At 62.1% G+C, this 24,309-nt stretch carries 24 protein-coding genes; 7 read left to right on the top strand and 17 right to left on the bottom strand.

The window, feature by feature from the left end; translation table 11 throughout:
• Positions 1–7 precede the first annotated feature (7 nt).
• The 4 genes from HNQ36_RS11565 to coxB form a co-directional block, all read right to left on the bottom strand.
• Complete coding sequence (locus HNQ36_RS11565; RefSeq protein WP_184085094.1) at positions 8–190, bottom strand: CoxF protein; 183 nt, start codon at positions 188–190, stop codon at positions 8–10.
• Complete coding sequence (locus HNQ36_RS11560; protein ID WP_184085092.1) at positions 187–1,125, bottom strand: heme o synthase; 939 nt, start codon at positions 1,123–1,125, stop codon at positions 187–189. The genes HNQ36_RS11565 and HNQ36_RS11560 overlap by 4 nt, the downstream gene beginning before the upstream one ends.
• Positions 1,126–1,202: 77 nt before the next feature.
• On the bottom strand, positions 1,203–2,819 hold the full coding sequence (ctaD, locus tag HNQ36_RS11555; protein ID WP_184085089.1) for a cytochrome c oxidase subunit I: 1,617 nt from the start codon (positions 2,817–2,819) through the stop codon (positions 1,203–1,205).
• A 99-nt stretch (positions 2,820–2,918) separates the two neighbouring features.
• Complete coding sequence (gene coxB / locus HNQ36_RS11550) at positions 2,919–3,767, bottom strand: cytochrome c oxidase subunit II (RefSeq protein WP_184085086.1); 849 nt, start codon at positions 3,765–3,767, stop codon at positions 2,919–2,921.
• A gap of 460 nt (positions 3,768–4,227) precedes the next feature.
• Here coxB and HNQ36_RS11545 point away from each other — a divergent pair, with 460 nt between their 5' ends.
• Positions 4,228–4,767 (top strand): invasion associated locus B family protein, encoded by a 540-nt coding sequence (locus HNQ36_RS11545; protein ID WP_184085935.1) that lies wholly within the window; start codon positions 4,228–4,230, stop codon positions 4,765–4,767.
• Between the two features lie 22 nt (positions 4,768–4,789).
• On the opposite strand, the gene HNQ36_RS11540 is transcribed toward HNQ36_RS11545, so the two are convergent.
• Genes HNQ36_RS11540 through HNQ36_RS11530 form a run of 3 tightly spaced genes read right to left on the bottom strand, consistent with a single transcriptional unit; the run spans position 4,790 to position 6,357 of the window.
• Positions 4,790–5,428, bottom strand: a complete 639-nt coding sequence (locus HNQ36_RS11540; protein WP_184085084.1) for a TlpA family protein disulfide reductase — start codon at positions 5,426–5,428, stop codon at positions 4,790–4,792.
• Between the two features lie 24 nt (positions 5,429–5,452).
• Positions 5,453–5,938, bottom strand: a complete 486-nt coding sequence (locus HNQ36_RS11535; protein ID WP_246395355.1) for a DsrE family protein — start codon at positions 5,936–5,938, stop codon at positions 5,453–5,455.
• A 20-nt stretch (positions 5,939–5,958) separates the two neighbouring features.
• Positions 5,959–6,357 carry a DoxX family protein gene (locus HNQ36_RS11530; RefSeq protein WP_184085078.1) on the bottom strand — a complete coding sequence of 133 codons (399 nt, stop codon included), beginning with the start codon at positions 6,355–6,357 and terminating at the stop codon, positions 5,959–5,961.
• A gap of 179 nt (positions 6,358–6,536) precedes the next feature.
• Between HNQ36_RS11530 and HNQ36_RS11525 the strand changes: the two genes are divergently transcribed.
• The 3 genes from HNQ36_RS11525 to HNQ36_RS11515 all read left to right on the top strand — a co-directional run bounded on the left by HNQ36_RS11525 (position 6,537) and on the right by HNQ36_RS11515 (position 8,810).
• Positions 6,537–6,878 carry a winged helix-turn-helix transcriptional regulator gene (locus HNQ36_RS11525; RefSeq protein ID WP_246395375.1) on the top strand — a complete coding sequence of 114 codons (342 nt, stop codon included), beginning with the start codon at positions 6,537–6,539 and terminating at the stop codon, positions 6,876–6,878.
• Between the two features lie 101 nt (positions 6,879–6,979).
• Positions 6,980–8,419, top strand: a complete 1,440-nt coding sequence (gene tldD / locus HNQ36_RS11520; RefSeq protein ID WP_184085072.1) for a metalloprotease TldD — start codon at positions 6,980–6,982, stop codon at positions 8,417–8,419.
• Positions 8,420–8,450: 31 nt separating this feature from the next.
• Positions 8,451–8,810 (top strand): MmcQ/YjbR family DNA-binding protein, encoded by a 360-nt coding sequence (locus HNQ36_RS11515; RefSeq protein ID WP_184085069.1) that lies wholly within the window; start codon positions 8,451–8,453, stop codon positions 8,808–8,810.
• Positions 8,811–8,888: 78 nt separating this feature from the next.
• On the opposite strand, the gene HNQ36_RS11510 is transcribed toward HNQ36_RS11515, so the two are convergent.
• From HNQ36_RS11510 to HNQ36_RS11480, 7 genes are all read right to left on the bottom strand, one after another.
• Positions 8,889–9,605, bottom strand: a complete 717-nt coding sequence (locus HNQ36_RS11510; RefSeq protein ID WP_184085068.1) for a cytochrome c biogenesis protein CcdA — start codon at positions 9,603–9,605, stop codon at positions 8,889–8,891.
• Between the two features lie 6 nt (positions 9,606–9,611).
• The gene (locus HNQ36_RS11505) at positions 9,612–10,010 is read right to left on the bottom strand and encodes a thioredoxin family protein (protein WP_184085065.1); all 399 of its coding nucleotides are present in this window, start codon (positions 10,008–10,010) and stop codon (positions 9,612–9,614) included.
• Between the two features lie 107 nt (positions 10,011–10,117).
• Positions 10,118–10,609, bottom strand: coding sequence for a DUF6644 family protein (locus tag HNQ36_RS11500; RefSeq protein ID WP_184085062.1), 492 nt, complete (start codon positions 10,607–10,609; stop codon positions 10,118–10,120).
• Positions 10,609–10,965 (bottom strand): DUF6152 family protein, encoded by a 357-nt coding sequence (locus tag HNQ36_RS11495; RefSeq protein WP_184085059.1) that lies wholly within the window; start codon positions 10,963–10,965, stop codon positions 10,609–10,611. Before HNQ36_RS11495 ends, HNQ36_RS11500 begins: the two co-directional genes overlap by 1 nt.
• Positions 10,966–11,049: 84 nt before the next feature.
• On the bottom strand, positions 11,050–11,622 hold the full coding sequence (locus HNQ36_RS11490; protein ID WP_184085056.1) for a PAN domain-containing protein: 573 nt from the start codon (positions 11,620–11,622) through the stop codon (positions 11,050–11,052).
• Positions 11,623–11,755: 133 nt separating this feature from the next.
• A complete protein-coding gene (locus HNQ36_RS11485; protein ID WP_184085053.1) occupies positions 11,756–13,126 on the bottom strand; it encodes a glutamate--cysteine ligase in 1,371 nt (456 codons plus the stop codon).
• Between the two features lie 99 nt (positions 13,127–13,225).
• The gene (locus HNQ36_RS11480; protein ID WP_184085050.1) at positions 13,226–13,741 is read right to left on the bottom strand and encodes a MarR family winged helix-turn-helix transcriptional regulator; all 516 of its coding nucleotides are present in this window, start codon (positions 13,739–13,741) and stop codon (positions 13,226–13,228) included.
• Between the two features lie 156 nt (positions 13,742–13,897).
• On the opposite strand from HNQ36_RS11480, the gene gstA reads away from it, so the two are divergent.
• A complete protein-coding gene (gene gstA / locus HNQ36_RS11475) occupies positions 13,898–14,512 on the top strand; it encodes a glutathione transferase GstA (protein ID WP_184085047.1) in 615 nt (204 codons plus the stop codon).
• 79 nt (positions 14,513–14,591) lie between these two features.
• Here gstA and HNQ36_RS11470 read toward each other — a convergent pair whose 3' ends face one another.
• The 3 genes from HNQ36_RS11470 to HNQ36_RS11460 all read right to left on the bottom strand — a co-directional run bounded on the left by HNQ36_RS11470 (position 14,592) and on the right by HNQ36_RS11460 (position 19,898).
• Positions 14,592–16,805: a 3-hydroxyacyl-CoA dehydrogenase NAD-binding domain-containing protein gene (locus HNQ36_RS11470; RefSeq protein WP_184085044.1), complete on the bottom strand. Its 2,214-nt coding sequence runs from the start codon at positions 16,803–16,805 to the stop codon at positions 14,592–14,594.
• 11 nt (positions 16,806–16,816) lie between these two features.
• Positions 16,817–18,025 carry an acetyl-CoA C-acetyltransferase gene (locus HNQ36_RS11465; protein ID WP_184085041.1) on the bottom strand — a complete coding sequence of 403 codons (1,209 nt, stop codon included), beginning with the start codon at positions 18,023–18,025 and terminating at the stop codon, positions 16,817–16,819.
• A gap of 79 nt (positions 18,026–18,104) precedes the next feature.
• A complete protein-coding gene (locus HNQ36_RS11460; protein WP_184085038.1) occupies positions 18,105–19,898 on the bottom strand; it encodes an acyl-CoA dehydrogenase C-terminal domain-containing protein in 1,794 nt (597 codons plus the stop codon).
• A gap of 242 nt (positions 19,899–20,140) precedes the next feature.
• On the opposite strand from HNQ36_RS11460, the gene HNQ36_RS11455 reads away from it, so the two are divergent.
• Positions 20,141–20,716, top strand: coding sequence for a TetR/AcrR family transcriptional regulator (locus HNQ36_RS11455; RefSeq protein WP_184085035.1), 576 nt, complete (start codon positions 20,141–20,143; stop codon positions 20,714–20,716).
• 196 nt (positions 20,717–20,912) lie between these two features.
• A complete protein-coding gene (locus HNQ36_RS11450; RefSeq protein WP_184085032.1) occupies positions 20,913–24,206 on the top strand; it encodes a tetratricopeptide repeat protein in 3,294 nt (1,097 codons plus the stop codon).
• Positions 24,207–24,309 lie beyond the last annotated feature (103 nt).

The raw sequence follows: 24,309 nt of genomic DNA, 5'->3' as shown, positions 1-24,309 counted from the left end.
CCTCCGTTCACAGCGGCCGATGAAGGACGATGGGGCCCTTCACCATGGTCACCGCAAAAAACAGCAGCACGAGCACACCCAGCGCCAGCGCTATGGCGATGGACCGCTCGCGCTGGCGCTTTTTCTGCTCCGGCGTGAGAACGATGCCCTGCGGTGGTTTCTTGCTGTCCATGACGATGCCCGCAATCATGACCACATCCGCACGACTGCGGACACCACGACTTCGGCCAGCAACACTAAGAACAATGCAAACAGATACAGGATCGAGAATTTGAACAGACCGCGCGTGGCGCGCAGCGCAGCGCTGCCGGTGCGATAGCGGTAGACGCGAACGGCATACCAGAGCATGCCCGCGCCGAGTGCCAGCGACGTCACGCCGTAGATCGCGGAGAAGTACCCCAGCGGCCAGGGCGACGCCGCGACCGCCACCAGCAGGATCGTATAGAGCAGGATCTGCAGCCGCGTCGCATCGGGACCGGCGACGTTCGGCAGCATCGGCACGTTGGCGCGCTGGTAATCGTCGGTGCGGAACAGCGCCAGCGCCCAGAAGTGCGGCGGCGTCCACAGGAAGATGATCAGGAACAGCAGGAGCGGCTCAGGCGACAGCGAGCCGGTGGCTGCGGCCCAGGCCACAACAGGCGGCAGAGCGCCCGCAGCGCCGCCAATCACGATGTTCTGCGCGGTCCAGCGCTTCAGCCACATCGTGTAGATGATCACGTAGAAGAAGATGGTGAAAGCGAGCAGCCCACCGGCGAGCCAGTTCACCAGAATGCCGAGCGTCATCACGGAGAAGAACGACAGCGTCAGACCGAAGGCCAGCGCCTCACCGGGCAGGATGCGCCCGCGAGGAACCGGACGGTTCGCGGTGCGCGACATCAACGCATCGATGTCAGCATCGTACCACATGTTCAGAGCACCGGACGCGCCCGCACCGACTGCGATGCACAGGATCGACGTGACGGCCAGCACCGGATGAAAATGGCCCGGCGCGATCACGAGTCCGACCAGCGCGGTGAACACCACCAGCGACATCACGCGCGGCTTCAGCAGCGCGATATAGTCGGCGACGCTCGCCTCGGAGATACGAGGCGACAGATCGATCGCGTGATGGTCGACAATCGACAAGATCTGAACTCACTTCCTGAACGTTTCATCCGCCGTGGCCGCTGAGCCGCGGCGGATGCATTGTCTTAGCCGCGGGATTACTGAACGCGCGGCAGAACTTCGAACTGATGGAACGGCGGCGGCGACGACAGCGTCCATTCCAGCGTGGTTGCACCGGCGCCCCACGGATTGTCCGCAGCCTGTTCCTTGCGGACGAAAGCCTGGATCACGCCGTAGATGAAGATCAGCACACCGAACGCGGAGATGTAGGAGCCGATCGACGACACCAGATTCCATCCGGCGAAGGCATCCGGATAATCGATGTAGCGGCGCGGCATGCCCGACAGGCCGAGGAAATGCTGCGGGAAGAAGATCAGGTTCACGCCGATGAAGGTGACCCAGAAGTGCAGCTTGGCGATGCCTTCGCTGTACATGTAGCCGAACATCTTCGGGAACCAGTAGTACCAGCCCGCGAAGATCGCGAACACGGCGCCGAGCGACAGCACGTAGTGGAAGTGCGCGACGACGTAGTACGTATCCTGGAGAACGCGGTCGACGCCGGCATTTGCGAGCACCACGCCGGTCACGCCGCCCAGCGTGAACAGGAAGATGAAGCCCATCGCCCATACCATCGGCGCCTTGAACTCGATCGAACCGCCCCACATGGTGGCGATCCACGAGAAGATCTTCACGCCGGTCGGCACCGCGATGACCATGGTCGCCGCGACGAAATAGGCCTGCGTCGCCGACGACATGCCCACCGTGTACATGTGGTGCGCCCAGACCACGAAGCCGATGCCGCCGATGGCGACCATCGCGTAGGCCATGCCGAGATAGCCGAACACCGGCTTGCGCGAGAAGGTCGAGACGATCTGCGAAATCATGCCGAAGCCCGGCAGGATCAGGATGTACACTTCGGGGTGGCCGAAGAACCAGAACAGATGCTGGAACAGCACCGGATCGCCGCCGCCTTCCGCCGAGAAGAACGTGGTGCCGAAGTTGCGATCGGTCAGCAGCATAGTGATCGCGCCGGCCAGAACCGGCAGCGACAGCAGCAGCAGGAACACGGTGACGAGGATCGACCACACGAACAGCGGCATCTTGTGCAGGGTCATGCCCGGCGCGCGCATGTTGAAGATCGTGGTGATGAAGTTGATGGCGCCGAGAATCGACGATGCGCCCGCGATGTGCAGCGACAGGATCGCGAAATCGACCGCCGGACCCGGGTGACCCGAGGTCGAGAGCGGCGCGTACATGGTCCAGCCAGCGCCGACGCCGTTGCCGCCCGGCTCACCCTCGACGAAGGTCGAGATCAGGAGCAGCGCAAACGAAGCAGGCAGCAGCCAGAAGGAAACGTTGTTCATCCGCGGGAACGCCATGTCCGGCGCGCCGATCATCAAAGGCACGAACCAGTTGCCGAAGCCGCCTATCATCGCAGGCATCACCATGAAGAAGATCATGATCAGGCCGTGAGAGGTCACGAACACGTTGTAGGTGTGCGCGTGGGTGAACAGCTGGACACCCGGATACATCAACTCGATGCGGATCGCGATCGACATCGCGCCGCCGATGACGCCCGCAACGATCGCGAAGATAAGGTACATCGTGCCGATGTCCTTATGGTTCGTCGAATAGACGTAACGCCGCCACCCGGTCGGGTGATCGTGCGCATGGTCGTCATGAGCGTGATCATGTGTTGCAGCGGAGGTGGCCATTTTCAAATCCTTTAAGCCTCATAGTGCCGTCAGCTAGTCCCGTCAGCCTTGCGGTGCGGGCGCCGCGCGCCCTTCTCCGCCCTTAGTCCGTCGATGCGCTTACTGCGCAACAGCCCCGATCGACGCGTACGAATTCGCGGGGTTGCTCGCAAACTTCTTCTTCGCCGTCTCGACCCAGGCCGTGAATTCCTGATCGTTCACAACGCGAATCGCGATCGGCATGTAGGCATGGTCCTTGCCGCAAAGCTCGGAGCACTGACCGTAGAACATTCCTTCCTTGGTCGCCTTGAACCAGGTCTCGTTGAGACGGCCCGGAACCGCGTCGATCTTCACGCCAAACGCAGGCATGGCAAAGGAGTGAATGACGTCGGCGCCCGTAACCTGCACCCGGATCACCTTGTTCACCGGCACGACCACCTCGTTATCGACCGCCAGCAGCCGCGGCGCCTTGTCGGCGACCATCAGCGAATCGAACTCGAACTTGCCGTTATCGGGATAGGCGTAGGTCCAGTACCACTGCTTGCCGGTGGCCTTGATCGTGAGGTCGGCCTTCGGAATGTCGAGCTGCTGGAACAGCAGGCGGAACGACGGCACGGCGATACCGACCAGGATCAGCACCGGCACGATGGTCCAGACCACTTCGATCAGCGTGTTGTGGGTGGTCTTGGAGGGGACCGGGTTCTTCTTGGCGTTGAACTTGACCGCCACGATGCCGAGCAAAATCGCGACGAAGACCGTGATCGCGGTGATGATCCAGAGCAGGAAATTGTGGAACCAGATGATGTTATCCATCACCGGCGATGCGGACGGCTGGAGCGCGATTTCCCAAGGCGACGGCTGACCCAAGGTCCCGCCCGCCGCGAACGCTGCCCCTGCCGCGGCAAGCACGGTGGCAGCCACCGCAAAGCCCAGTACTCGCCGGCCATTTTGGCCCTTCGACATCTTCATGCCGCACTCGCTCCTGCTCTTGTCACCCCAGCGATCCTGCCGGGCGGCAAGATGCGTGAAAGCCTGCTTTTTCGGTCGCGGTCGCGATTTCGGCCGTCGGCCAAAGGTTAGAACGCGTCGAATTTCCAGCCTCTCAAACCATAATTCCATGCCTACCGCAATGCACGTAATAAGGCGGGCACACAGGCGGAATCCCCTTGGCAAATGGGCCAAAATCCGAGGCCGGCAGGGGGAGATGCTTGACACTTGGTTTGTCCGTTGTACCCACGGGCGAGATATGCGGCGAAAACCCGATTCGCGGCTGTGCGGTGGTGCATTCCGGCGGTAGGCTTTGCCCAAACAAGGCTTGCCCTCAAGACGCCGTCATTGCCCTGTCAATCCAGCGATCAGGCAGACGACGCTGCGGGAAACCTCCGGGAATCGTCGTATTGCCGGAATCTATGCCGAGGAATTGAGCCTGATGGGCGTGCGAAACCAACCTTTCTCGATCCGCAGCCTCGCGACGGCACCGGTCTGGCTCGCGATTGTCGCGACGGCGGCGCTTTTCGCAGCGTCCGCTCCGGCACGGGCGCAGGGCGCGGTTAAATCGGTCCACGGCGACTGGCAGATCCGCTGCGATACCCCGGCCGGTGCGCAGGCCGAACAATGCGCCCTGATCCAGAGTGTGGTGGCCGAAGACCGCTCCAACGCAGGCCTGACCGTCATTATCCTCAAGACCGCTGACCAGAAGAGCAAACTGATGCGGGTAGTCGCGCCGCTGGGCGTGCTGCTGCCGTCCGGCCTCGGGCTCAAGCTCGACGACAAGGACGTGGGCCGGGCCGGTTTCGTGCGCTGCCTGCCCAATGGCTGCGTTGCCGAAGTCGTGATGGAAGACGCGCTGCTCAACCAGCTCAAGACCGCCAAGACCGCGACCTTCATCATTTTCGAGACGCCCGAAGAAGGCATCGGCTTCCCGCTCAGCCTGAAGGGAATCGGCGAGGGCTACGACAAGCTGCCATAGTCGCAGTCCGGCACGGCATACATCAGCCAGCCATGGCACTCGCATAATAGCTGAGAAGATTTCTGGCATCGTCCGACAGCCAGTCGGCTTCTCCGGTCAGATATCCTTCGATCCGCCCTGAGGGACCAACGACATATGAAATCGGCATTCCGTAAATCGGGAATGGGGCCGCAGCATTGTCATTGCCAACGCTCCCGACGCGCCCCTCCGGATCGAGATAAACTTCGAGATGCCGGAGCTTGAGCTTCTGCATGAACGGCATGACGGCCGGGCGGCCGTTGCGATCGAGGGATATTGCGACGACCTTCAAATTCTTCTGGCCCATGGTTTCCTGTAACCGATCGAGAATCGGCAACTCGACCCGGCACGCCGCGCACCATGTCGCCCAGAAGTTCACAAGAACGGTCTTGCCCCGAAACGCCGCAAAATTATCGGTCGCGCCGTTCAGCCGGGTCAGCGGAAGGGACGGCACTATTTTCGCAGGGGCCAGAAGCGTGAACTGGCTGCGGGCCGTTCCGAATGACGGCGGCCCGCTTGTTCGCGCCTGCGCATGTCCGGACGGCATCATGACCGATGAGACGGTACCGAGCATGCCGCCAAGTACGGCGCGCCGCGCAATTGCATGGCGCGCCCGATCGGCGGCTTCATCACTCGCGGTCATATTACTATCTCGATCCATACGGGCTTATGAGCGGATATAGGACCATCCGGCTTCCTGCAGCCCGATCATATAGGCAGGCCCATTTGGCGCAGATGTGGTGCCTTCAACGAAAGACAGCGGACGGCCTTCGTTACGCTCCATGCCCATCTTTGTCGCTTCACAAATGACGAAGCGAATATCCGGATTGGTGGTTCGCAGAACTTTCAGCAGGTCCTGCACCGGCGAGGTATCGGCGCGAAACATATGGAGCCCGGCGTTATAGCCGACGATCTCGACCGTGAATCCTTCGTTGATCGCCTTGTAGTACTTCGTCAGGTGAACTGAGGTCGAAATCACCGCTCGCATCGTCGTCGGATCGTCCGAGTTGATTTGCAGAACGAGGCGATGCGAGCGTGGCGGAGCCTTCTGCTCTTTCGGCGCGGCGGTGACCGCCAATGTCGCGGCGAGCGGCATCGCGAATGCAAGGCCGTATCCGGCAAAGGCAAACCATCGTCGGCGATTGATCCGCATCGTTTTCATCCTTGCAGCGGTTATGTGTCGTATCGATCGAAAAGGCTGTCGATCTGATCGCGATGCGCGAAGACGACGATGGCGCTCAGGACCAGAAGAACGATCGCTGGGACCGCCGAGCCGCCCATCAGAAGCAGATGCGTTGCGATGGCCCCCACCATGATGCAGCTCAGGAGCAGGCCTCCAATTGCGGCAACACGGGGCATCAGGACCATGATCGCGCCGACAATTTCCAGAACCCCGGTGAGATAGCGGAACCATTGTCCCAGCCCTATCTGCTGGAAGTTCTCGACCATCATCGGCACGCCAAGGATTTTCGCCCCGCCCGCCGACAGGAACGCTGCCGCGAGCAGGCCCTTGAGGGTCCATAAAGCGGCTGGTTTCCAGCGTGGCGGCCTTTGAACATCCGTCGTCGACATCATCAATTTCCCTGGATTGAGCACTGATCGCTTTCGCCAGGCAAAATTCAGAACTAAGATGAAAATGACAAGTAGGATGCTTTTTCTGGTGTAGTATGAAATTTGAGACTAATGCAGAAAATCCTGATGAAATTTGCAGCGGTGAAGAGGCCGTGAGCCAATTCCACCGCGCCTTGGGAATGCTGACAGGCAAGTGGAAGGGCGAGATTCTCTGGCTGCTTGGTCAGGGCAAGCACCGCTTCGGCGAGTTGCGCCGCGCAATCCCCGGGGTCACCCAGCACATGCTGACGCTGCAACTGCGCGATCTCGAAGCCGATGGGTTGGTCAAACGCACGGTTTTTCCTGAAATTCCGCCGCGCGTCGAATACGAGATAACGCCCTCTGCCCTGGCGCTGCGCCCCGTGTTCGAAGAGCTGTTCAAATGGTCACAAGAGCATGGCTTTCCGAACGCGCGTCCCGAGATTTCATCAGCGGGCAAACAGAATAAACAACCGAGCCCGCCACGCCGAAGCCCGCTTTGAATTCCAGGTATTGCGACCGGCTGGTTCTGCCGCTTCGTCGTACCTATCTTTGATGAGCCCGCCCAAGCCAGATTCTCGAAAGCCAGATTCCCGGAGTTCCCATGAGCCATCCGTCCGACGCCGTGCCTGTGACCACCTCGCTGCTCGATCGCGCGGGACTCGACCGCGACGCAGTGCGCAAGGAAATCGTGCGCGGGCTGGCCGGCGCCGACGACGGCGAGCTGTTTCTGGAATACCGCCAGTCCGAAGGGCTCGGCTTCGACAACGGCCGCCTCAAGCAGGCGACCTACGACACCGCGCAAGGCTTCGGATTGCGGGCGGTCAAGAATGACGCCGTCGGCTATGCCCATTCGTCCGACGTGTCGCTGCCCGCCCTGATCCGCGCCGCGGACGCCGTGCATGCGGTGCGCGGCGGCTATTCCGGGACATTCGCTGCCGCGCCCGGCCATACCAACACACGCCTCTACGGCGATGAAAATCCGCTCGACGGCCAGAGCTTCGAGACCAAGGTGAAGCTGCTTGCCGAAATCGACGCCTACGTCCGCGACAAGGACCCGCGCGTGCGGCAGGTCTCGGTGTCACTCGGCGCGACCTGGCAGGTGGTGGAAATCGTGCGCCCCGACGGCGAGAGCTATCGCGATATCCGCCCGCTGGTGCGCGTGAACATCTCCGTGGTTGCCGGCAACGGCGACCGGCAGGAAAGCGGCAGCGCCGGTTACGGCGGACGCGAAGGTTATGCACGCTTCATCGAAACCAAGGCGTGGCGTTCGGCCGCCGACGGCGCGATCCGTCAGGCGCTGGTCAATCTGGAATCGGTGCCCGCGCCCGCGGGTGAGATGGACGTGGTGCTCGGCCCCGGCTGGCCCGGTGTGATGCTGCATGAAGCCGTCGGTCATGGGCTCGAGGGCGATTTCAACCACAAGCAGACCTCGGCCTTCTCGGGCCTGATGGGCCAGCAGGTCGCGGCCAAGGGCGTCACCGTGGTGGACGACGGCACCATTTCGTCGAAGCGCGGCTCGCTTTCCATCGACGACGAAGGCACGCCGACCAACCGCACCGTGCTGATCGAGGACGGCATCCTCGTCGGCTACATGCAGGACCGGCAGAACGCGCGGCTGATGAACATGAAGCCGACCGGCAACGGACGACGTGAAAGCTATGCACATGTGCCGATGCCGCGCATGACCAACACCTACATGCTGGCCGGCGGCCGCGACCCGGCGGAAATTCTCAGCTCGGTGAAAAACGGAATCTTCGCGGCGAATTTCGGCGGCGGTCAGGTCGACATCGTGTCGGGCAAGTATGTGTTCCAGTGTACCGAAGCCTACAAGATCGAGAACGGCAAGCTCGGTGCACCGCTGAAAGGCGCGATGCTGATCGGCAACGGCCCAACCGACCTGCATCGCATCTCGATGGTGGGCAACGACCTACAGCTCGATGACGGCATCGGCACCTGCGGCAAGCAGGGTCAGGGCGTCCCGGTTGGCGTCGGACAGCCGACGCTGCGCATGGACCGCATCACCGTCGGCGGGACAGGCTAGGCAAAATCACCACGAAGCCGGACCCGCAGCGATGACGTTCGATGATGTCCGGATTGTCGCCTTGAAGTGGCCGGAGGTCACCGACGGGACGTCTTACGGCACACCTGCTCTGAAGGTGCACGGAAAACTTCTGACGCGGCTGAAGGAAGACGGCGAAAGTCTTGTCGTGCTGGGCGTTGACGCTGATGAACGCGCCATGCTGATCGAAACGCAGCCGACAGTTTTCTATTTCACCGATCATTATCGCGACTGGCCGATCGTACTGTTGCGGCTGCCGAAAGCGCGGCGGCAAACGGTCGAGGGATTGCTGCTGCGGCACTGGCGCACGCTGGCCTCGAAGAAGGCCATCAAGGCGCTGGAGACAATGCCCGGTCGCGGGCCTCAAAAATAGGCGATCGAACATCAACAGCGCTGCGCATGCCCCCATCACCGCCGGCGGAACGGGCTATGCGCAGTCTGCCGCGCAGAATCAGAATCGCGTCGTCAAGTCGGTCAGCCAGGCCGGCGAAGCGTTGACGAGAGCGGTCTCGATCCACTTGTCGGCGCCCGTGACGATGCCGATCCCGATCAGGAGCAGCGCCACGCCAAGCAGCGCTTTGCCGAACTGCCCCGCGGACAACATGCGCCAGCGCATCCTCATGAGAGCAGAGCGGGACAGAAGCCCCAGAATGGCGAGCGGCAAGGCAGCTCCGAGACCGAATGCCACCATCGTGACCGCCACCTGAGCAAGATCGCGACCCTGCGACGCAAGCAGCGAGGCCGCGCCCAGCGTCGGGCCAACGCACGGCGACCAGACTGCACCCAGCAACAGTCCCATCGCAAATTGGCCGCTGAGACCTGAGCCGGAGAATCCGCCAAACGTCCGATCGGTCCAGTCGGAAACAGGACCGCCTGCCGTGGCCAGACGGGTCTGCCAGGCAGGCATCAGCAGAACCAGCCCCATCGCAATCATGATGATGGCCGCAACCACGCGAAATACATTGGCGTCCAGTCCGAGGGAGAAACCGGCGACCGCGATCAGCAATCCCAACCCCGTGAATGAGATGGCAAGCCCCGCTGCGAGCGCGAGCGGCCCCCAGCGATGCTGTGTCACCGCCGCGCCCAGCACGATGGGCAGCAGCGGCAACACGCACGGCGACAGGATCGACAGCAGTCCTGCGGCGAACGCCAGTGCGATGATGGTCACGGCAGATCAAAGGCCCTTGTCGAGCAGGGCCGCGATCGAGTCCCGCTTGGTGTCGCCAACCGATCGGCCCACTTCCGAATTGCCCTTGTAGACAATCAGCGTCGATTGCATTTTGGCGCCGAATTTCTGCACGTCGGATTTCTGGCTATCGAAATCGACGCGGAATATCTTGAGGTTCTTGAATTTAGGCTGAACTGCAAGAGCGTCGATGATCGGCGTCTGCGCCTTGCAGGTCGAACACCAGTTGGCGTGGATTTCCACGAGAATGGGCGCGCCCGTGGCTTGGGCGGATTTGAACGCGCTCTCCGAATAGGGTGTGGACGCCATGGCGGCCTGAACCAGACCGAAAACTGCAAAAGCCGCCGCAAACAGGGCGACGCGAAGTCCTCCGGAAACTTGTCGCATGTTGGATCTTCCTCCCGGTTGTGTGAAGAGCGCGAGCACACGGCTCGGCGGCCCTTTGCAAATTACGGGAGCAAACCTGCGGATGTTACGTACCACCGGAAAAAAGCTCAAAAATACGCGATCGAACGCCCACAGATCGCAACCGCGATCCAGATCGAAATCGACGCCACGGCTGTGGCGCGTGCCCCTGACGGCAGCAGCGTTAGCGGCGGCAAATCCTTCACCTTCGGTGCAATCAGGATTTCAAACAACGCGACGTTGAGAAGACCGAGCGCGATCAGCCCGAGCTTGATCTGGAACACGCGATTCACGATGACGTGGCTGGCTTCCGCGGTGAACAGAAACGCTCCGGACAGGACAAGGCCAATGAACCCGGCGATTGCAACACGGCGCGCCGCCTTCAGCACATATCCCGGCGACGTCGCGGACAGCGCGCCGGCCATGCGCAGGTCCATCACAGCGATGGCGCCTGCGAAGACCATCAGCGATACGATGTGACTGACGTTGGCGATCATGTAGAGCCAGCGCGACTGCCGGATCGCCGCGCCGAATCCCGAGGCCTCAAGTGCAACGAAGATCGCAGGCGCCGCGTCCGTCATCAGCGCAGCTCGTAGGTCTTGCCGTCCACCGAAATCCGTTCGGCGCGCATCTCGTTCATCTCCACGGTCGAGGGATAGCCATAAGCGGACACCTTCTTGCCGACGGCGACAACGTCAGCCTGCGCACCACGCGCTATCATGCGCGACGTCGGCGCCAGCGTCACGGTCCAGATCTTGTCAGGCGCCTTCACAGCGATTGTCGCATGCGGATTCTCGAACGTGCTGGTCAGGATTGCTCCTTCGACCGTGATCGGTTTGCCGGCATCGTAACTTCCCCAGCCATGATGCGCGACCGCAGCCACTGTCGTGACCGCGAGAATGGACAATCCGGCGACTGCAACGCGGGTATGCTTCATCGGAACGCTCCTGATCGCTCAACCCAGCTTGAACGATGATCCTAACGCTCAAATGCGGTAATCGTTTGCTTTTTGCGGCAGCGATTACCGCACCACGCCGGATATAAAGCCCGGCTTGCGCCGCGGCGGCTTGATATGATCCTTCAGGAAACAGCGTGCTGATTTTCCGATGTAGCCGGGCCGCGCATAGGTCCACGCCCGGCACTTTTTGTCGTCGTCGCAGACCGCCTTGCAGGTCGCGCCCTTGGGATCGGTCCCCACCTCGACACTGCGGTAGTCGCCGCCGGGCCGATCGGTCTCGGACTCAAGCACGCTGTTGCGCGGTTCGACCACGCCCGCCCCGCGTACTCCGGAAACGCAGCAACTGCTCGGCACCCGCGGCGGCACCGCATTCTTGAGCCAGCAGACCGCGCTGTCATCGCTGACGGCGGGATAGTTGAAACTCCATGCGCGGCAGCGGCGGTCACGCTCGCATTGCAGCGCGCATACGGCGGGATCGCCGGCAGGCAGCAGGATGCGCTGATAATCGTTGCCCGGACGATCGAAGCTGGCCTGCGCGTGAACCGGCTGAACACCGGCAAGGCTCGTCAAGGCGAGCGCGACAGCGAACGCAACGCAGAAGCTGATGCATGATCTGAAACTGCAGACTGGAAGCATGCCATCGCTTTCAGCGGAGGACGGGCGTGATGAGTCGGGCGGATGCCACTATTCAATCGCCGGGCTGATGTATGGCAGATGAACGGCAGATAAACGCGGAACAACATTCTCGTGATGGTGAGAACCCGTTGAATTAATAAGCGTATTCGCTGTACGCGGGATCGACGGATTGTCCCCATGGGCCGTTGAATTTCTCGAGCAGCCGTTCGGCCGGGGTATGTCCCGCATCGATGATCTGATCGAGCGGCTCCAGATACCGCGACTCGTCGCGGCCGAGATGATCAATCCGGCCTCGCCGCGCGAGACCCTTGTGCGCCAGGGCCATGCAGTCCTTGGCGACCTCGAACAGATAGCGGTTACCGATTTTTGCCTTGAATCCCAGTCGCGGCACGTCATCGCGCAGCGCCTGACGCTCATGCGCGGTCCAGCGCTTGGCGATCTCCCACGCGGCATCGAGGCTTTCGTCGTCGTACAGCAAGCCAACCCAGAATGCCGGCAGCGACGGTAACTGCTGCCACGGCACGCCGTCGGAGCCGCGCATTTCGAGATAACGCTTCAGGCGCACTTCGGGGAAAATCGTCGAGAGGTGATTGGCCCAGTCGGACAATGTCGGCTTCTCGCCCGGTATCATCCGGTTCTTGCCATCGAAGAAATCGCGGAACGACGACCCCGAGACGTCGATGTAGTCATCGCCGCGTTTGACGAAATACATCGGCACGTCGAGCGCGTAGTCGACCCAGCGCTCAAAGCCCATGCCGTCCTCGAACGCCCATGGAATCATGCCGGCGCGCGCGTTGTCGGTGTCGCGCCAGATCTCGGAGCGGAACGACAGGAACCCGTTCGGCTTACCTTCGGTGAACGGCGAGTTCGCGAACAGTGCGGTGGCCACCGGCTGCAGCGCCACCGACACGCGCAGCTTCTTGACCATGTCCGCTTCCGAACAGAAGTCGAGATTGGTCTGCACCGTGCAGGTCCGGTACATCATGTCGAGGCCGTACTGGCCGACCTTCGGCATGTAGTTGGTCATGATCCGATAGCGGCCCTTCGGCATCACCGGCATTTCCTTGCGCGACCATGACGGGGTCATGCCGAGACCAAGAAATCCGATTCCGAGCGGTGTCGCGACTTCGCGCACCTGCGCCAGATGCGCCATCAGTTCGGATGAGGTCTGGTGCACCGTTTCGACCGGCGCGCCCGACAATTCGAACTGGCCGCCGGGTTCCAGCGAAATCGCGCCGCCACCGGTGACGTCGTGCAATCCGATGATGTTGCCGTTCTCCATGATCGGATCCCAGCCGAGCAGGAGCTTCATCCCTTCAAGCAAAGCGCCGATGCCGCGCGCGCCCTCATAAGGCACGGGCCTGTGGCCCTCCAGCGTGAACGGTGTTTTTTCGTGCTCGGTGCCGATGCGGAATTCGGATTTCGGCTTTACGCCGGCCTCCAGCCACGCAACCAGTTCGTCCCGCGAATCCAGCGGTGTCATATCGATCTGATCACGCGCCATAGGACATCCAGACAAGAAGTGTTGATTGATGGGTCTGCGCACGATGCAGGCGGGTGCCACGGATGACGGCATCCGTAACCGCGAGAGGTAAAGAAAGAATCATCGGGTCGACGTGATTTCTTTGACGGTTTCTTTGGCGGCTTCTTTCGAGATGGCCACAGCCTGCGGCGCGCCCGCGCAGCAGCCGAGACAATCCAGCAGGCCAGCGAGTCTCACCGCGTCGGCATCCGACAGCTTCGAGCCGATGTGCCGTTCGATCGCCGCGGAATATGAATTCCACATCTTCTTCTGCAGCTCGCGGCCGGCATCGGTGATCTCCACGAACAGGCCGCGCTTGTCCATCTCGCACTCGCGCCGCGCAGCAAGACCTTCCTCGACCAGACGATCGATCAGCCGCGACGTGGAGTACTGCGGCAGCAGCATCTGCTTTTCGAGTTCGACGGGGCGCAGCTCTCCGCTTGGCGCGCGCGACAGCTCAAGCAGCGCATCGTACCAGGCCAGCGGCGGAAACCCGGCCTTCTTGAGATCCTGCTCGACCGCGCCGAGCACCTTGCCCTGAACCCGCATCAGGCGGATCCAGACCTCTGTGGCCTCGGTAGATGGTTTGCGTTTCATGGTCTCGTCCGTGCCTTGGGCTGCCTAAATCTGCTGGCTCGCCCAAGTCTATCCCAATAAATGCAGTTGCATCAATCTTGACATAGCTGCATTTAGGGGGCGGTCATAGCTCTTGCCAATGCCCCAACGCCCAGAATCCTCAAAAGGATACCTCCTATGAAACTGTATTATTCGCCCGGCGCCTGCTCGCTGTCCCCCCATATCGCCCTGAAGGAGGCCGGGCTCCCGTTCGACCTGGTCAGGGTCGACCTGAAGGCGAAGAAACTCGAGGACGGCAGCGACTACACCCAGATCAATCCGAAGGGCCAGGTGCCGGCGCTCGGCCTCGACAGCGGCGATCTGCTGACGGAAGGCGCGGTCATCGTCCAGATGATCGCCGATAGTGCGCCGCAGAAGAACCTCGCGCCCGCCGCCGGCTCCACCGAGCGCTACAAGCTGCAGGAATGGCTGAATTTCGTCGCCAGCGAGTTGCACAAGAACTTCAGCCCGCTGTTCCAGCCCGTCCTGTCGGACGACACCAAGGCGTTCTTCAAGGATCGCCTCATGGGCAAGTTCAAATACGTCGATCAGGCCTTGAAGGGTCGGGATTACGTGATGGGCAACCACTTCACCGTGCCGGACGCCTATCTCTTCACGATGCTCGCCTGGGCCGATCGCGTCGGTCTGGACATTTCCGGCCTTCTGAATCTCGTTGCCTACAAGGCACGTGTTGCCGCGCGGCCGAAGGTGCAGGAAGCGCTCACCGCCGAAGGGCTGCTGAAGGCGTCGTAAGCACGATCACATTCCTGAGAAAGAAAAAGGCGGGATCGATGATCCCGCCTTTTGTTTCAGTGCTTGAAGCGCGTCGTCGTTACGCCGCAGCCTTCTTCGGCGCGAAGCGGCCGTAGAACGTTTCGCCCTTGGCCGCCATCTCGATCAGAAGCTTTGGCGGCGTGAAGCGCGAGCCGTATTTCTTCTCGAGCTTGTGGCACAGTTCGACGAAGTTTTTGGTGCCCATGAAGTCGATGTAGGACAGCGTGCCGCCGGTGAACGGCGCGAAGCCGAACCCGAGGATCGAGCCGACGTCGGCCTCGCGCGGGTCAGTAATGACGTGATCCTCAACCGTGCGCGCGGCTTCCACCGCCTGCACCACCAGGAAACGCTGCTTCAACTCTTCGACGTCCAGCGTATCCGGATCGAGATGCTTGGAATGCAGCGAGCTCAGCTCCGGCCACAGCTTCTTCTGGCCCTTGCCCTTCTCGGGATAGTCGTAGAAGCCCTTGCCGTTCTTGCGGCCAAAGCGCCCGCGCTTTTCCACCATCTCGACCAGAAGCGCCTTCTGCTCCGGATCGACGGCCTGCGGGCCCATGTCGGCCTCGGTTGCCTTGAGAATCTTCAGCGACAGGTCGATGGCGACCTCGTCGTTGAGCGAAAGCGGGCCGACCGGCATGCCGGCCATCTTGCCGACGTTCTCGATCATCGCCGGCGGCACGCCTTCCTTGAACATCTCGTAGCCCTCCGAGATGTAGCGCAGCACGCAACGGTTGGCGAAGAAGCCGCGCGAGTCGTTCACCACGATAGGCGTCTTGTTGATCTGCCGCACGTAATCGAGCGCGGTGGCAAGCGCCACATCGCCGGTGTTCTTGCCGACGATGATCTCCACCAGCATCATCTTCTCGACCGGCGAGAAGAAGTGGATGCCGATGAACTTCGACTGGTCCTTCCATTCTTCGGCCAGCGAATTGATCGGCAGCGTCGAGGTGTTGGAGGCGAAGATCGCGCCGTCGCGCAGCAGCGGCTGCGCCTTGGCGTAGGTCTCGGCCTTGACCTTGCGATCCTCGAACACGGCCTCGATCACGAGATCGCATTCCTTGATCGCATTGTAATCCGGCGTGGCCGTGATGCGGCCGAGGATGGCGTCGGCCTTGTCCTGTGTCATGCGGCCCTTGGCGATCTGGCCGTCGAGCATGGTCTTGGCGTGCCCCTTGCCCTTGTCGGCGCTTTCCTGGTCGCGATCGATCAGCACCACATCGATACCGGCCTGCGCCGACACGAAGCCGACGCTGGCGCCCATGAAGCCGGCGCCGATAACGGCGAGCTTCTTGACCTTGGTGGGCGGCACATTCTGCGGACGGCGTGCGCCCTTGTTGAGTTCCTGCATCGACACGAACAGAGAGCGGATCATCGCCGCCGCTTCCTTCGAACGCAGGATCTTCGAGAAGTAACGCGACTCCACGCGCAGCGCTGCATCCATCGGCAGCTGCAGGCCTTCATAGACGCACTGCATAATCGCGCGCGCGGCCGGGTAGTTGTCGTACGTCTCGCGGCGCAAGATCGCGTTCGCTGGCGGGAAGAACTGCATGCCGGCCTTTGAGTACACCGGGCCGCCGGGCAGCTTGAAGCCCTTTTCATCCCACGGCGCCACGGCCTTGCCGCCTGCCTTGATCCAGTCCTTCGCGGTCTTGATCAGATCGGCCGCGGGAACCACCGCGCCGACGATGCCGGACGCCTTGGCCTTTTTCAGATCGATGGCGTCGCCCTTGAGCAGCATCTGCAAGGCGTCCATCGGCTGGATCATGCGCGGGAGCCGCTGGGTGCCGCCGCCGCCGGGGAACAAGCCGACCTTGATTTCGGGAAGGCCGAGGCGGGTCCTGGGATTGTCCGACGCGACACGGTAGTGACAGGCCAGCGCCAGTTCGAATGCGCCGCCGAAGGCGAGGCCGTTGATCGCGGCGACCCATGGCTTGCCGCTGACTTCGATATTGCGCAGCGCCTGCGACAACTTTCGGACTTCGTCGAAGACGTACTTGTTGGCGACTTCCTCGCCCTTGGCTTTCAGCAATTCGAGATAGGCGCGGTTCATGCCTTCCAGCATGGTCAGATCCGCGCCGCCGGAGAATGCTTCCTTGCCCGAGGTGATGACGACGCCCTTGATCGCTGCGTCCTTGGTGGTCGCATCGACGATGGCGGCGAGTTCAGTGTTGGTGGTTTCGTCCAGCACGTTCATCGACTTGCCGGGAATGTCCCACGTCACCAGCGCAATGCCGTCGGCGTCGGTCTCAACCTTGAAATTCTTGTAAGTCATGTGATTGATCCTCAAACGCGCTCGATGATGGTCGCAGTACCCATGCCGCCGCCGATGCACAGCGTGACGAGGGCGGTGGACTTGTTGGTGCGCTCGAGTTCGTCGAGCACCGTGCCGAGGATCATCGCGCCGGTCGCGCCGAGCGGATGGCCCATCGCAATCGCGCCGCCATTGACGTTGATCTTGTCGTTGTCGATCTCGAAGGCTTGGATGTAACGCAGCACCACCGAAGCAAACGCCTCATTCAACTCGAACAGGTCGATATCCGACAATTTCATCCCGGAACGCTCCAGCACCTTCTTGGTGACGTCGACCGGACCGGTCAGCATCATCGCAGGCTCGGAGCCGATATTCGCGAACGCGCGGATCTTTGCACGCGGCTTCAGGCCGCGCTTCTTGCCGGCTTCTGCGCTGCCAAGCAGCACAGCTGCTGCGCCGTCGACAATGCCCGACGAGTTGCCGGCGTGATGTACGTAGTTCACTGCCTCGATTTCCGGATGCGACTGCACAGCAACCGCATCGAAACCGCCCATCGCGCCCATCGCCGCGAACGACGCCTGCAACTGCCCGAGCGACTGCATCGTCGTCGATGGACGCATATGCTCGTCCTTGTCGAGAATGGTGAGACCGTTGATGTCTTTCACCGGAATCACGGAATTCTTGAAGCGGCCTTCGTCCCACGCCTTGGCGGCGCGCTGCTGGCTCTGCACCGCGTAGGCATCGACGTTGTCGCGGGAGAAGCCGTACTTGGTGGCGATCAGATCCGCCGACACACCCTGCGGCATGAAATAGCTCGGCACCGCCATCGACGGGTCCATCGGCCACGATGCGCCCGAAGAGAGAATACCCACGCGGCTCATGGATTCTGCACCGCCGCCGATGGTCATCTCGTGCTGACCGGACATCACCTGCGCGGCTGCGAAATTCACTGCATCAAGGCCCGACGCACAGAAACGGCTGATCTGGATGCCCGGCACCGATTCACCAAGACCGGCGTTCAGCGCCGCGAAGCGCGCGATATCGCCGCCCGCTTCGCCAACCGGATCAACCACACCGAGGATCACGTCGTCGATGGTGTCGGGCGCGATGTTGTTGCGCTCCTTGAGGGCCTTCAGCGGCGCAGTCGCCAGCGCCAGTGCCGTCACCTCATGCAGCGAACCATCGGACTTGCCCTTGCCGCGCGGCGTGCGCACGTGATCGTAGATAAATGCCTCTGGCATGACGCCCTCCTGGGAATTTTGATTGAAAAAGTGTGATCGGAAGCTCGCGCCGGACACCGGCGCGAGACAAATTCGAACGTCAGAACGTCTCGGCGGGCAGTTCCATCATCGTGGCTGCACCGGACTGAACGCGTGACAGGCGCAGCGCGGTTTCCGGAAGCATCCGCTCCATGAAGAACCTGCCCGTCACCAGCTTGGCCTTCAGGTAAGGCTGCTCGCCGGATTCCGCCAGCTTGTCCTGCGCGACCTTCGCCATGCGCGCCCACATGTAGCCGATCGCAACCAGACCGAAGAGATGCATGTAGTCGGTGGACGCCGCACCTGCGTTGTCCGGCTTGGCCATCGCATTCTGCATCAGCCACATGGTCGCCTGCTGCAGATCCTTCACCGCCGCGCTGAGCGGGCCGATAAAGGGTTTCATCGCCTCATTGGCGGCGTTCTCCTTGGAGAAGGCAGCGACTTCGTTGAAGAACGTGGTGATCGCACGTCCGCCGGCGCGGCCGAGCTTGCGGCCGACCAGATCCAGCGCCTGGATGCCATTGGCGCCTTCGTACAGCATCGTGATGCGCGCATCGCGCACGAACTGTTCCACGCCGGTCTCGACGATGAAGCCGTGACCGCCGAACATCTGCTGGGCAGCGACTGCGTTGGCAAACCCCTGATCGGTCAGCACGCCTTTGATGACCGGCGTCAGAAGGCCCATGTGGTCGTCAGCGGCCTCGCGCTCTTTCGGATCGTCGGAACGATGCGCAACGTCGCTCTTCAGCGATGTCCACACCACAAGAGCGCGCGCGCCCTCGTTGAACGCGCGGATCGACATCAGCGTACGCCGCACGTCGGGGTGAACAATGATCGGATCGGCAGGTTTATCGGGAGCTTTCACGCCGCTGATGGAGCGGCCCTGCAAGCGGTCTTTCGCGTAGGCGGCTGCGTTCTGGTAGGCGACTTCGGATTGCGACAGGCCTTGAACGCCGACGCCGAGGCGCGCCTCGTTCATCATCACGAACATCGCCTCCATACCCTTGTTCTCGGTGCCGACCAGGTTGCCGACCGCGTTGTCGAAGTTCAGCACGCAGGTGGAATTGCCGTGAATGCCCATCTTGTGTTCGATCGAGCCGCACGACACGCCGTTTGGCTCGCCAGTCAGTGAGCCGTCCGCATTGAGCTTGATTTTCGGCACAACGAACAGAGAAACACCCTTGATGCCGGCAGGCGCGCCTTCAATACGTGCGAGGACAAGGTGAACGATGTTTTCGGTGAGATCCTGCTCACCGCCCGAGATAAAAATCTTGGTGCCGGTGATCTTGTAGGTGCCGTCGGCCTGCTTGACCGCCTTGGTGCGCATCAGACCGAGGTCGGTGCCGCACTGCGGTTCGGTGAGATTCATGGTGCCGGTCCACTTGCCGGTGACCATGTTCGGCACGAAGGTCTTCTTCTGCTCCGGCGTGCCATGCACGAGAAGCGCCGCCATCGCGCCCTGGGTGAGGCCGCCATACATGCCAAAGGCCATATTGGCCGACGACATGAATTCGCTGACCGTTTCCGACAGCGACGCCGGCAGCCCTTGCCCGCCGTATTCCTGCGGAGCCGCCAGACCGATCCAGCCGCCATCGGCGAACTGCCTGAATGCTTCCTTGAAACCCTTGGGCGTCGAGACGCTGCCGTCGTCGTGGCGCGTGCAGCCTTCGAGATCGCCGCTATGGTTCAGCGGATGAAGCACCTGCTCAGCGAGCTTGGCGGCCTCGTCGAAAATCGCTGCGCGAACGTCCGCCGTCGCGTCGCTGAAGCCGGGAAGGTTGTTGTAGCGGTCGATTTGAAAGACGTCGTTGAGAAGGAAAGTCACATCTTCGACGGGCGCTTTGTAGATCGTCATGGAATGTCTCTCAGCTCACAATTGAACGTGGATTGCGCGAATTGTTTGGCAATGAGCCGGCTCAGCACATGGACTGCCGTCGATGACCTCACCATGACATGGAAATGCGCGATACGCGCCGTCATCAGCGAGCGTAAAAAATATCGACCATTCATACCGACGCCAGTGCCAGTGCCATATTCTCCGTACACATCTGTACGGAGCCTAGCGCGCGGTGCCATTTTGTGTCAATACACCTGTGCATGGTTGAAGTTGCCGAATCTTCAGTCTCGAAAGACCGCCTCACCCGTGAGCAATGGATTGCCCACGGGCTGCGGACACTTGCCCGGCAAGGCGCCGCCGCGCTGAAAACCGGCACGATGGCCAAAGGCCTGCAGGTCTCAAGAGGCAGTTTCTACTGGCATTTCAATAGCATTGCCGATTTTCGCGCTCAGCTTCTGGCGACTTGGCAGGAGCGCGCGACAGATGGCGTGATCCGCGAGATTGCTTCGTCGATCGTAGGGCCCGCACGGCTGACTTATTTGATGCAGCTGGCCTTTAAGGAAGACAGAAGCCTCGATCGCGCCTTCCGCTCATGGGCCGCTTCAGATTTCGATGCCGCCAAAGTCGTGGCAACCGTCGATGCCAAGCGTGTCGCCTATATCGCCAAACTTCTTCGAGAATCCGGCGTTGACGCTAGGGCGTCGATCCCGCGCGCAGAGTTCATTTACTGGGCTTATATCGGACAGTCGTCCGTCATGAATTCCGCTCACGGAACAATAACGGAAGCGGATCTCGGCGATCTCAGCGGCCTGTTTACCCGGCCATCCTCAAGCTGACGCCTCAGGCCCGAGAAGTAATAAGGCCGAATTAATAATAAGGGCGGCCGGCGTTTCATTAACGCGGTATTTACCGTAACGCGAAAAAGTCGGGGCTGGACACAGACGTCTCGCGTCGAAATTTGATTGTCTCTTCAAGGGGCGCGAGGGGTCTGAAGCGCTCTGGCACCAGCCAGAGCCGACACCGGACCAAGGCATGACAGCGCGCGTATCGTGGAGTGTTGACGGAATCGAGCCATCGGTCCGCGAAAGGGCCGAAGCTTCCGCGCGCCATGCCGGTATGTCCTTGGGAGATTGGCTGAATTCGGCAATCGGCAGCCCCGGCCCAAACTCTCGCGAAGCCCAGGATGTCGCCGAAATCCACAAGCGCCTCGACTCGATCGCCCGGCAGGTCGAACACATGTCGCACGCGCCGGGAGCCCCTAAGGGCGATCCGGCGGTTGCCCGGCAGCTAAACGACGCCATTTCGCGGCTCGACGCCCGGCTGTCGCAGCTTTCAGACGTCCCGCCGCCTCAAGGTGCGCCTTACCGCGCAGCGTCTGCTGCGCGCATGGCTCCCGCGACCTCGCCCGCCATGTCACCCATGGACTTCTCGATCGCGGAAATCGTCGCGCGACAGGGCGAACTCGATGGCGCGCCACGCGCGATCCCGCAGCCGTCCACGCGGATGCCACCGCCGTCGTTCGTGAACCATGCGCCGCCGATCCAGCCGCAGGCCGATTTCTCCGGCCTCGAGCGGCAACTCTCCCAGATCACCAGCCAGATCGAGACGCTGCGTCGTCCAGACGGCATCGACCAGTCGATTGCGGCGTTCCGCGGCGAACTTGCCGAGATCCGCCAGGCCATCACCGAGGCGTTGCCGCGCCGCGCGATCGAATCCCTCGAAGGCGAAATCCGCTCACTCGGGCGGCGGATCGACGAGACTCGTTCAACCGGGATCGACAGCAGTGCACTGTCCGGCATCGAACGGGCATTGTCGGACATCTATAGCGAACTGCGCACACTCAAGCCTGCCGAACAGCTCGCGGGCTTCGACGACGCGATCCGCAATCTCGGCGGAAAGATCGACACGATCGTGCGGTCCAGCACTGATCCTGCGACCGTCCGACAGCTTGAGGACGCCATTGCGGCGCTCAAGGTCATCGTATCGAACGTCGCATCGAACGACGCGCTCAACGAACTTGCCGGGCATGTGCAGACATTGTCGGCGAAGGTCGATCAACTGGCGCGCGCGGGCGGCAGCAGCGACATCCTCTCGGCGCTCGAACAGCGCATCGCGGTGCTGACCACTGCGCTTGAGCAGCGCGACCGTTCGCCGGTGGGCGACACCGTCTATTTCGACAACGCGGTGCGCACGATTTCGGACCGGCTCGATCATCTTCAGGTCGGCAACGACAGCTCCGCGTCCCTGAGCCACGTCGAGCAGCGTGTCCATCATCTGCTCGAGCGGCTGGAGATGTCAGAACCGCGCGGGGGGAATCTCGCGAAGGTCGAGGAAGGCCTCTCCGATATTCTGCGGCACCTCGAAAGCCAGCGCATGACCAGCGCAGGCGCCGATCAGGGATTGCGCGCGGTCGCACCGATGGACGGCGATCTGGTCGATACCATCAAGCGCGAACTCTCCGACATCCGCTTCAGCCAGTCGGAAACCAACCGCCACACGCAGGATTCACTCGAAGCCGTTCACAACACGCTCGGTCATGTGGTCGATCGTCTGGCGCAGATCGAAGGCGACCTGCGCAACGCACGCTCCGCTCCCGCGCCGCGCGAGATGCCGCCCGCGCCTGCGATGGCAGAGCCTCGCGCACGCGAGACCTATGCGCCGGAACCGCCGCGCCCAGCTGCGTCTTTCGCACCAGTGCCCCGCCCTGAAATGCCGAATCCGGCTGCAGCGCAGGCCCCGATTGCACGCCCGCCCGCCGCGCAGACGCAGGTCTCGCCGCCAGCCGTGCGGGCTCCCGCGATTGCACCGTCCTATGACGCAAACGAAGCTGCGCCGCAGGCCGCGTCGGTGCGCCCACCTCCGTCGCCGCGCAGCCCGATCGATCCCAACCTGCCGCCGGATCATCCGCTTGAGCCGGGCACCCGCGTACAATCAGCCCGAAGCGGATCAAGCCCGTCCGAGCGCATCGCCGCGTCGGAAGTGGTGCTGAACGAGATTTCCGCCAGCAAGCAGGAGCCGGTCAGTTCGACCAACTTTATCCAGGCTGCGCGCCGCGCCGCGCAGGCCGCCGCTGCCGCGCCTCCTGCATCGTCCGGCCCGAAGCCGAACCGTGTCACCGCACTCAACGACGCGGCGCGCAACGCAGCCAAGGCTGCGACCGTGGGCGACTCCGGAATTTCATCGAAGATTCGCGCGCTGCTGGTTGGCGCGAGCGTGGTGGTGATCGTGCTCGGCACGGTCAAGATGGGCATGAACCTGCTCAGCGGCCACGACAACGCCAACTCGTCGCTCCCCGCCGAATCCAGCATCACGCCGCCGCCGGCGCCGCCTCCCGCGCCAGAGAACGGACCGCGCTCCGATCTGACGCCTTCGATGCCATCGATGACGTCACCAACACTGCTCACGCGTCAGTCGATGAGCGCGTCGCCGCAGATTATTTCCGTCCCTGCCATGCCCGCGATCCCCGCTGCAGCACCGGCTGAACCTGTCGCTGCGCCTGCCGCCACGCCTGTTGCGCCCGACGTCACCGGCTCGATCGTGACGCCGCAAGAACGGATATCGGTGACGATTCCTCCGGCGGCGAAGGACAAGGCAAAAATCAAGCTGACCCCGGTAGCGGATAAATTCCCCGACACCATCGGCAGCGCAGCGCTTCGGACCGCAGCCAACAAGGGCGATCCCGGCGCGGCTTTTGAGATCGGCGTCCGCTACGCCGAAGGCAAGGGAGTCGCACAGGATTACGTGACAGCGGCGACATGGTATGAGCGCGCCGCGCAGAACGGTATCGTTCCGGCGACGTTCCGGCTCGGAACGCTTTATGAAAAGGGGCTCGGCGTCAAAAAGGATATCGACGCCGCGCGCGGATATTACCTGCAGGCCGCCGAGAGGGGCAGCGCCAAGGCCATGCACAATCTCGCCGTGCTGGATGCCGATGGCGGCGGCGCGGGTCCGAACTACAAGAGCGCGTCGCAATGGTTCCGCAAGGCCGCCGAGCGCGGCGTCGCCGACAGCCAGTTCAATCTCGGGATCCTCTATGCCCGTGGCATCGGCGTGGAACAGAACCTTGCTGAGTCCTTCAAGTGGTTCAGCCTCGCGGCTGCCCAGGGCGACGCGGATTCCGGCCGGAAGCGGGACGATATCGCCAAGCGCCTCGACCCTCAGTCGCTCGCTGCAGCAAAACTCGCGACCCAGACCTTCGTGCCTGAAACCCAGCCCGAAGAGGCCACCGCCAACGGCGCACCGGCCGGCGGATGGGATGTCGCAGCACCGGCGAAGCCGGCAACGAAGCCGGCAGCGAAAACGGCGGCCAAAGTCACTGCCCACTGATGGCCATTTAGCGCTCCTGACCGCTGAATGAGCCGCGCCAGCGAACCCTCACCACAGTGTTAAGATTAACGGGCAACGTGATCTGGAAACCGCGTCGCTTTCG

This window comes from Afipia massiliensis, assembly GCF_014203115.1.
GTDB lineage: Bacteria > Pseudomonadota > Alphaproteobacteria > Rhizobiales > Xanthobacteraceae > Afipia > Afipia massiliensis.
This window is presented reverse-complemented; position numbering and strand designations above follow the sequence as displayed.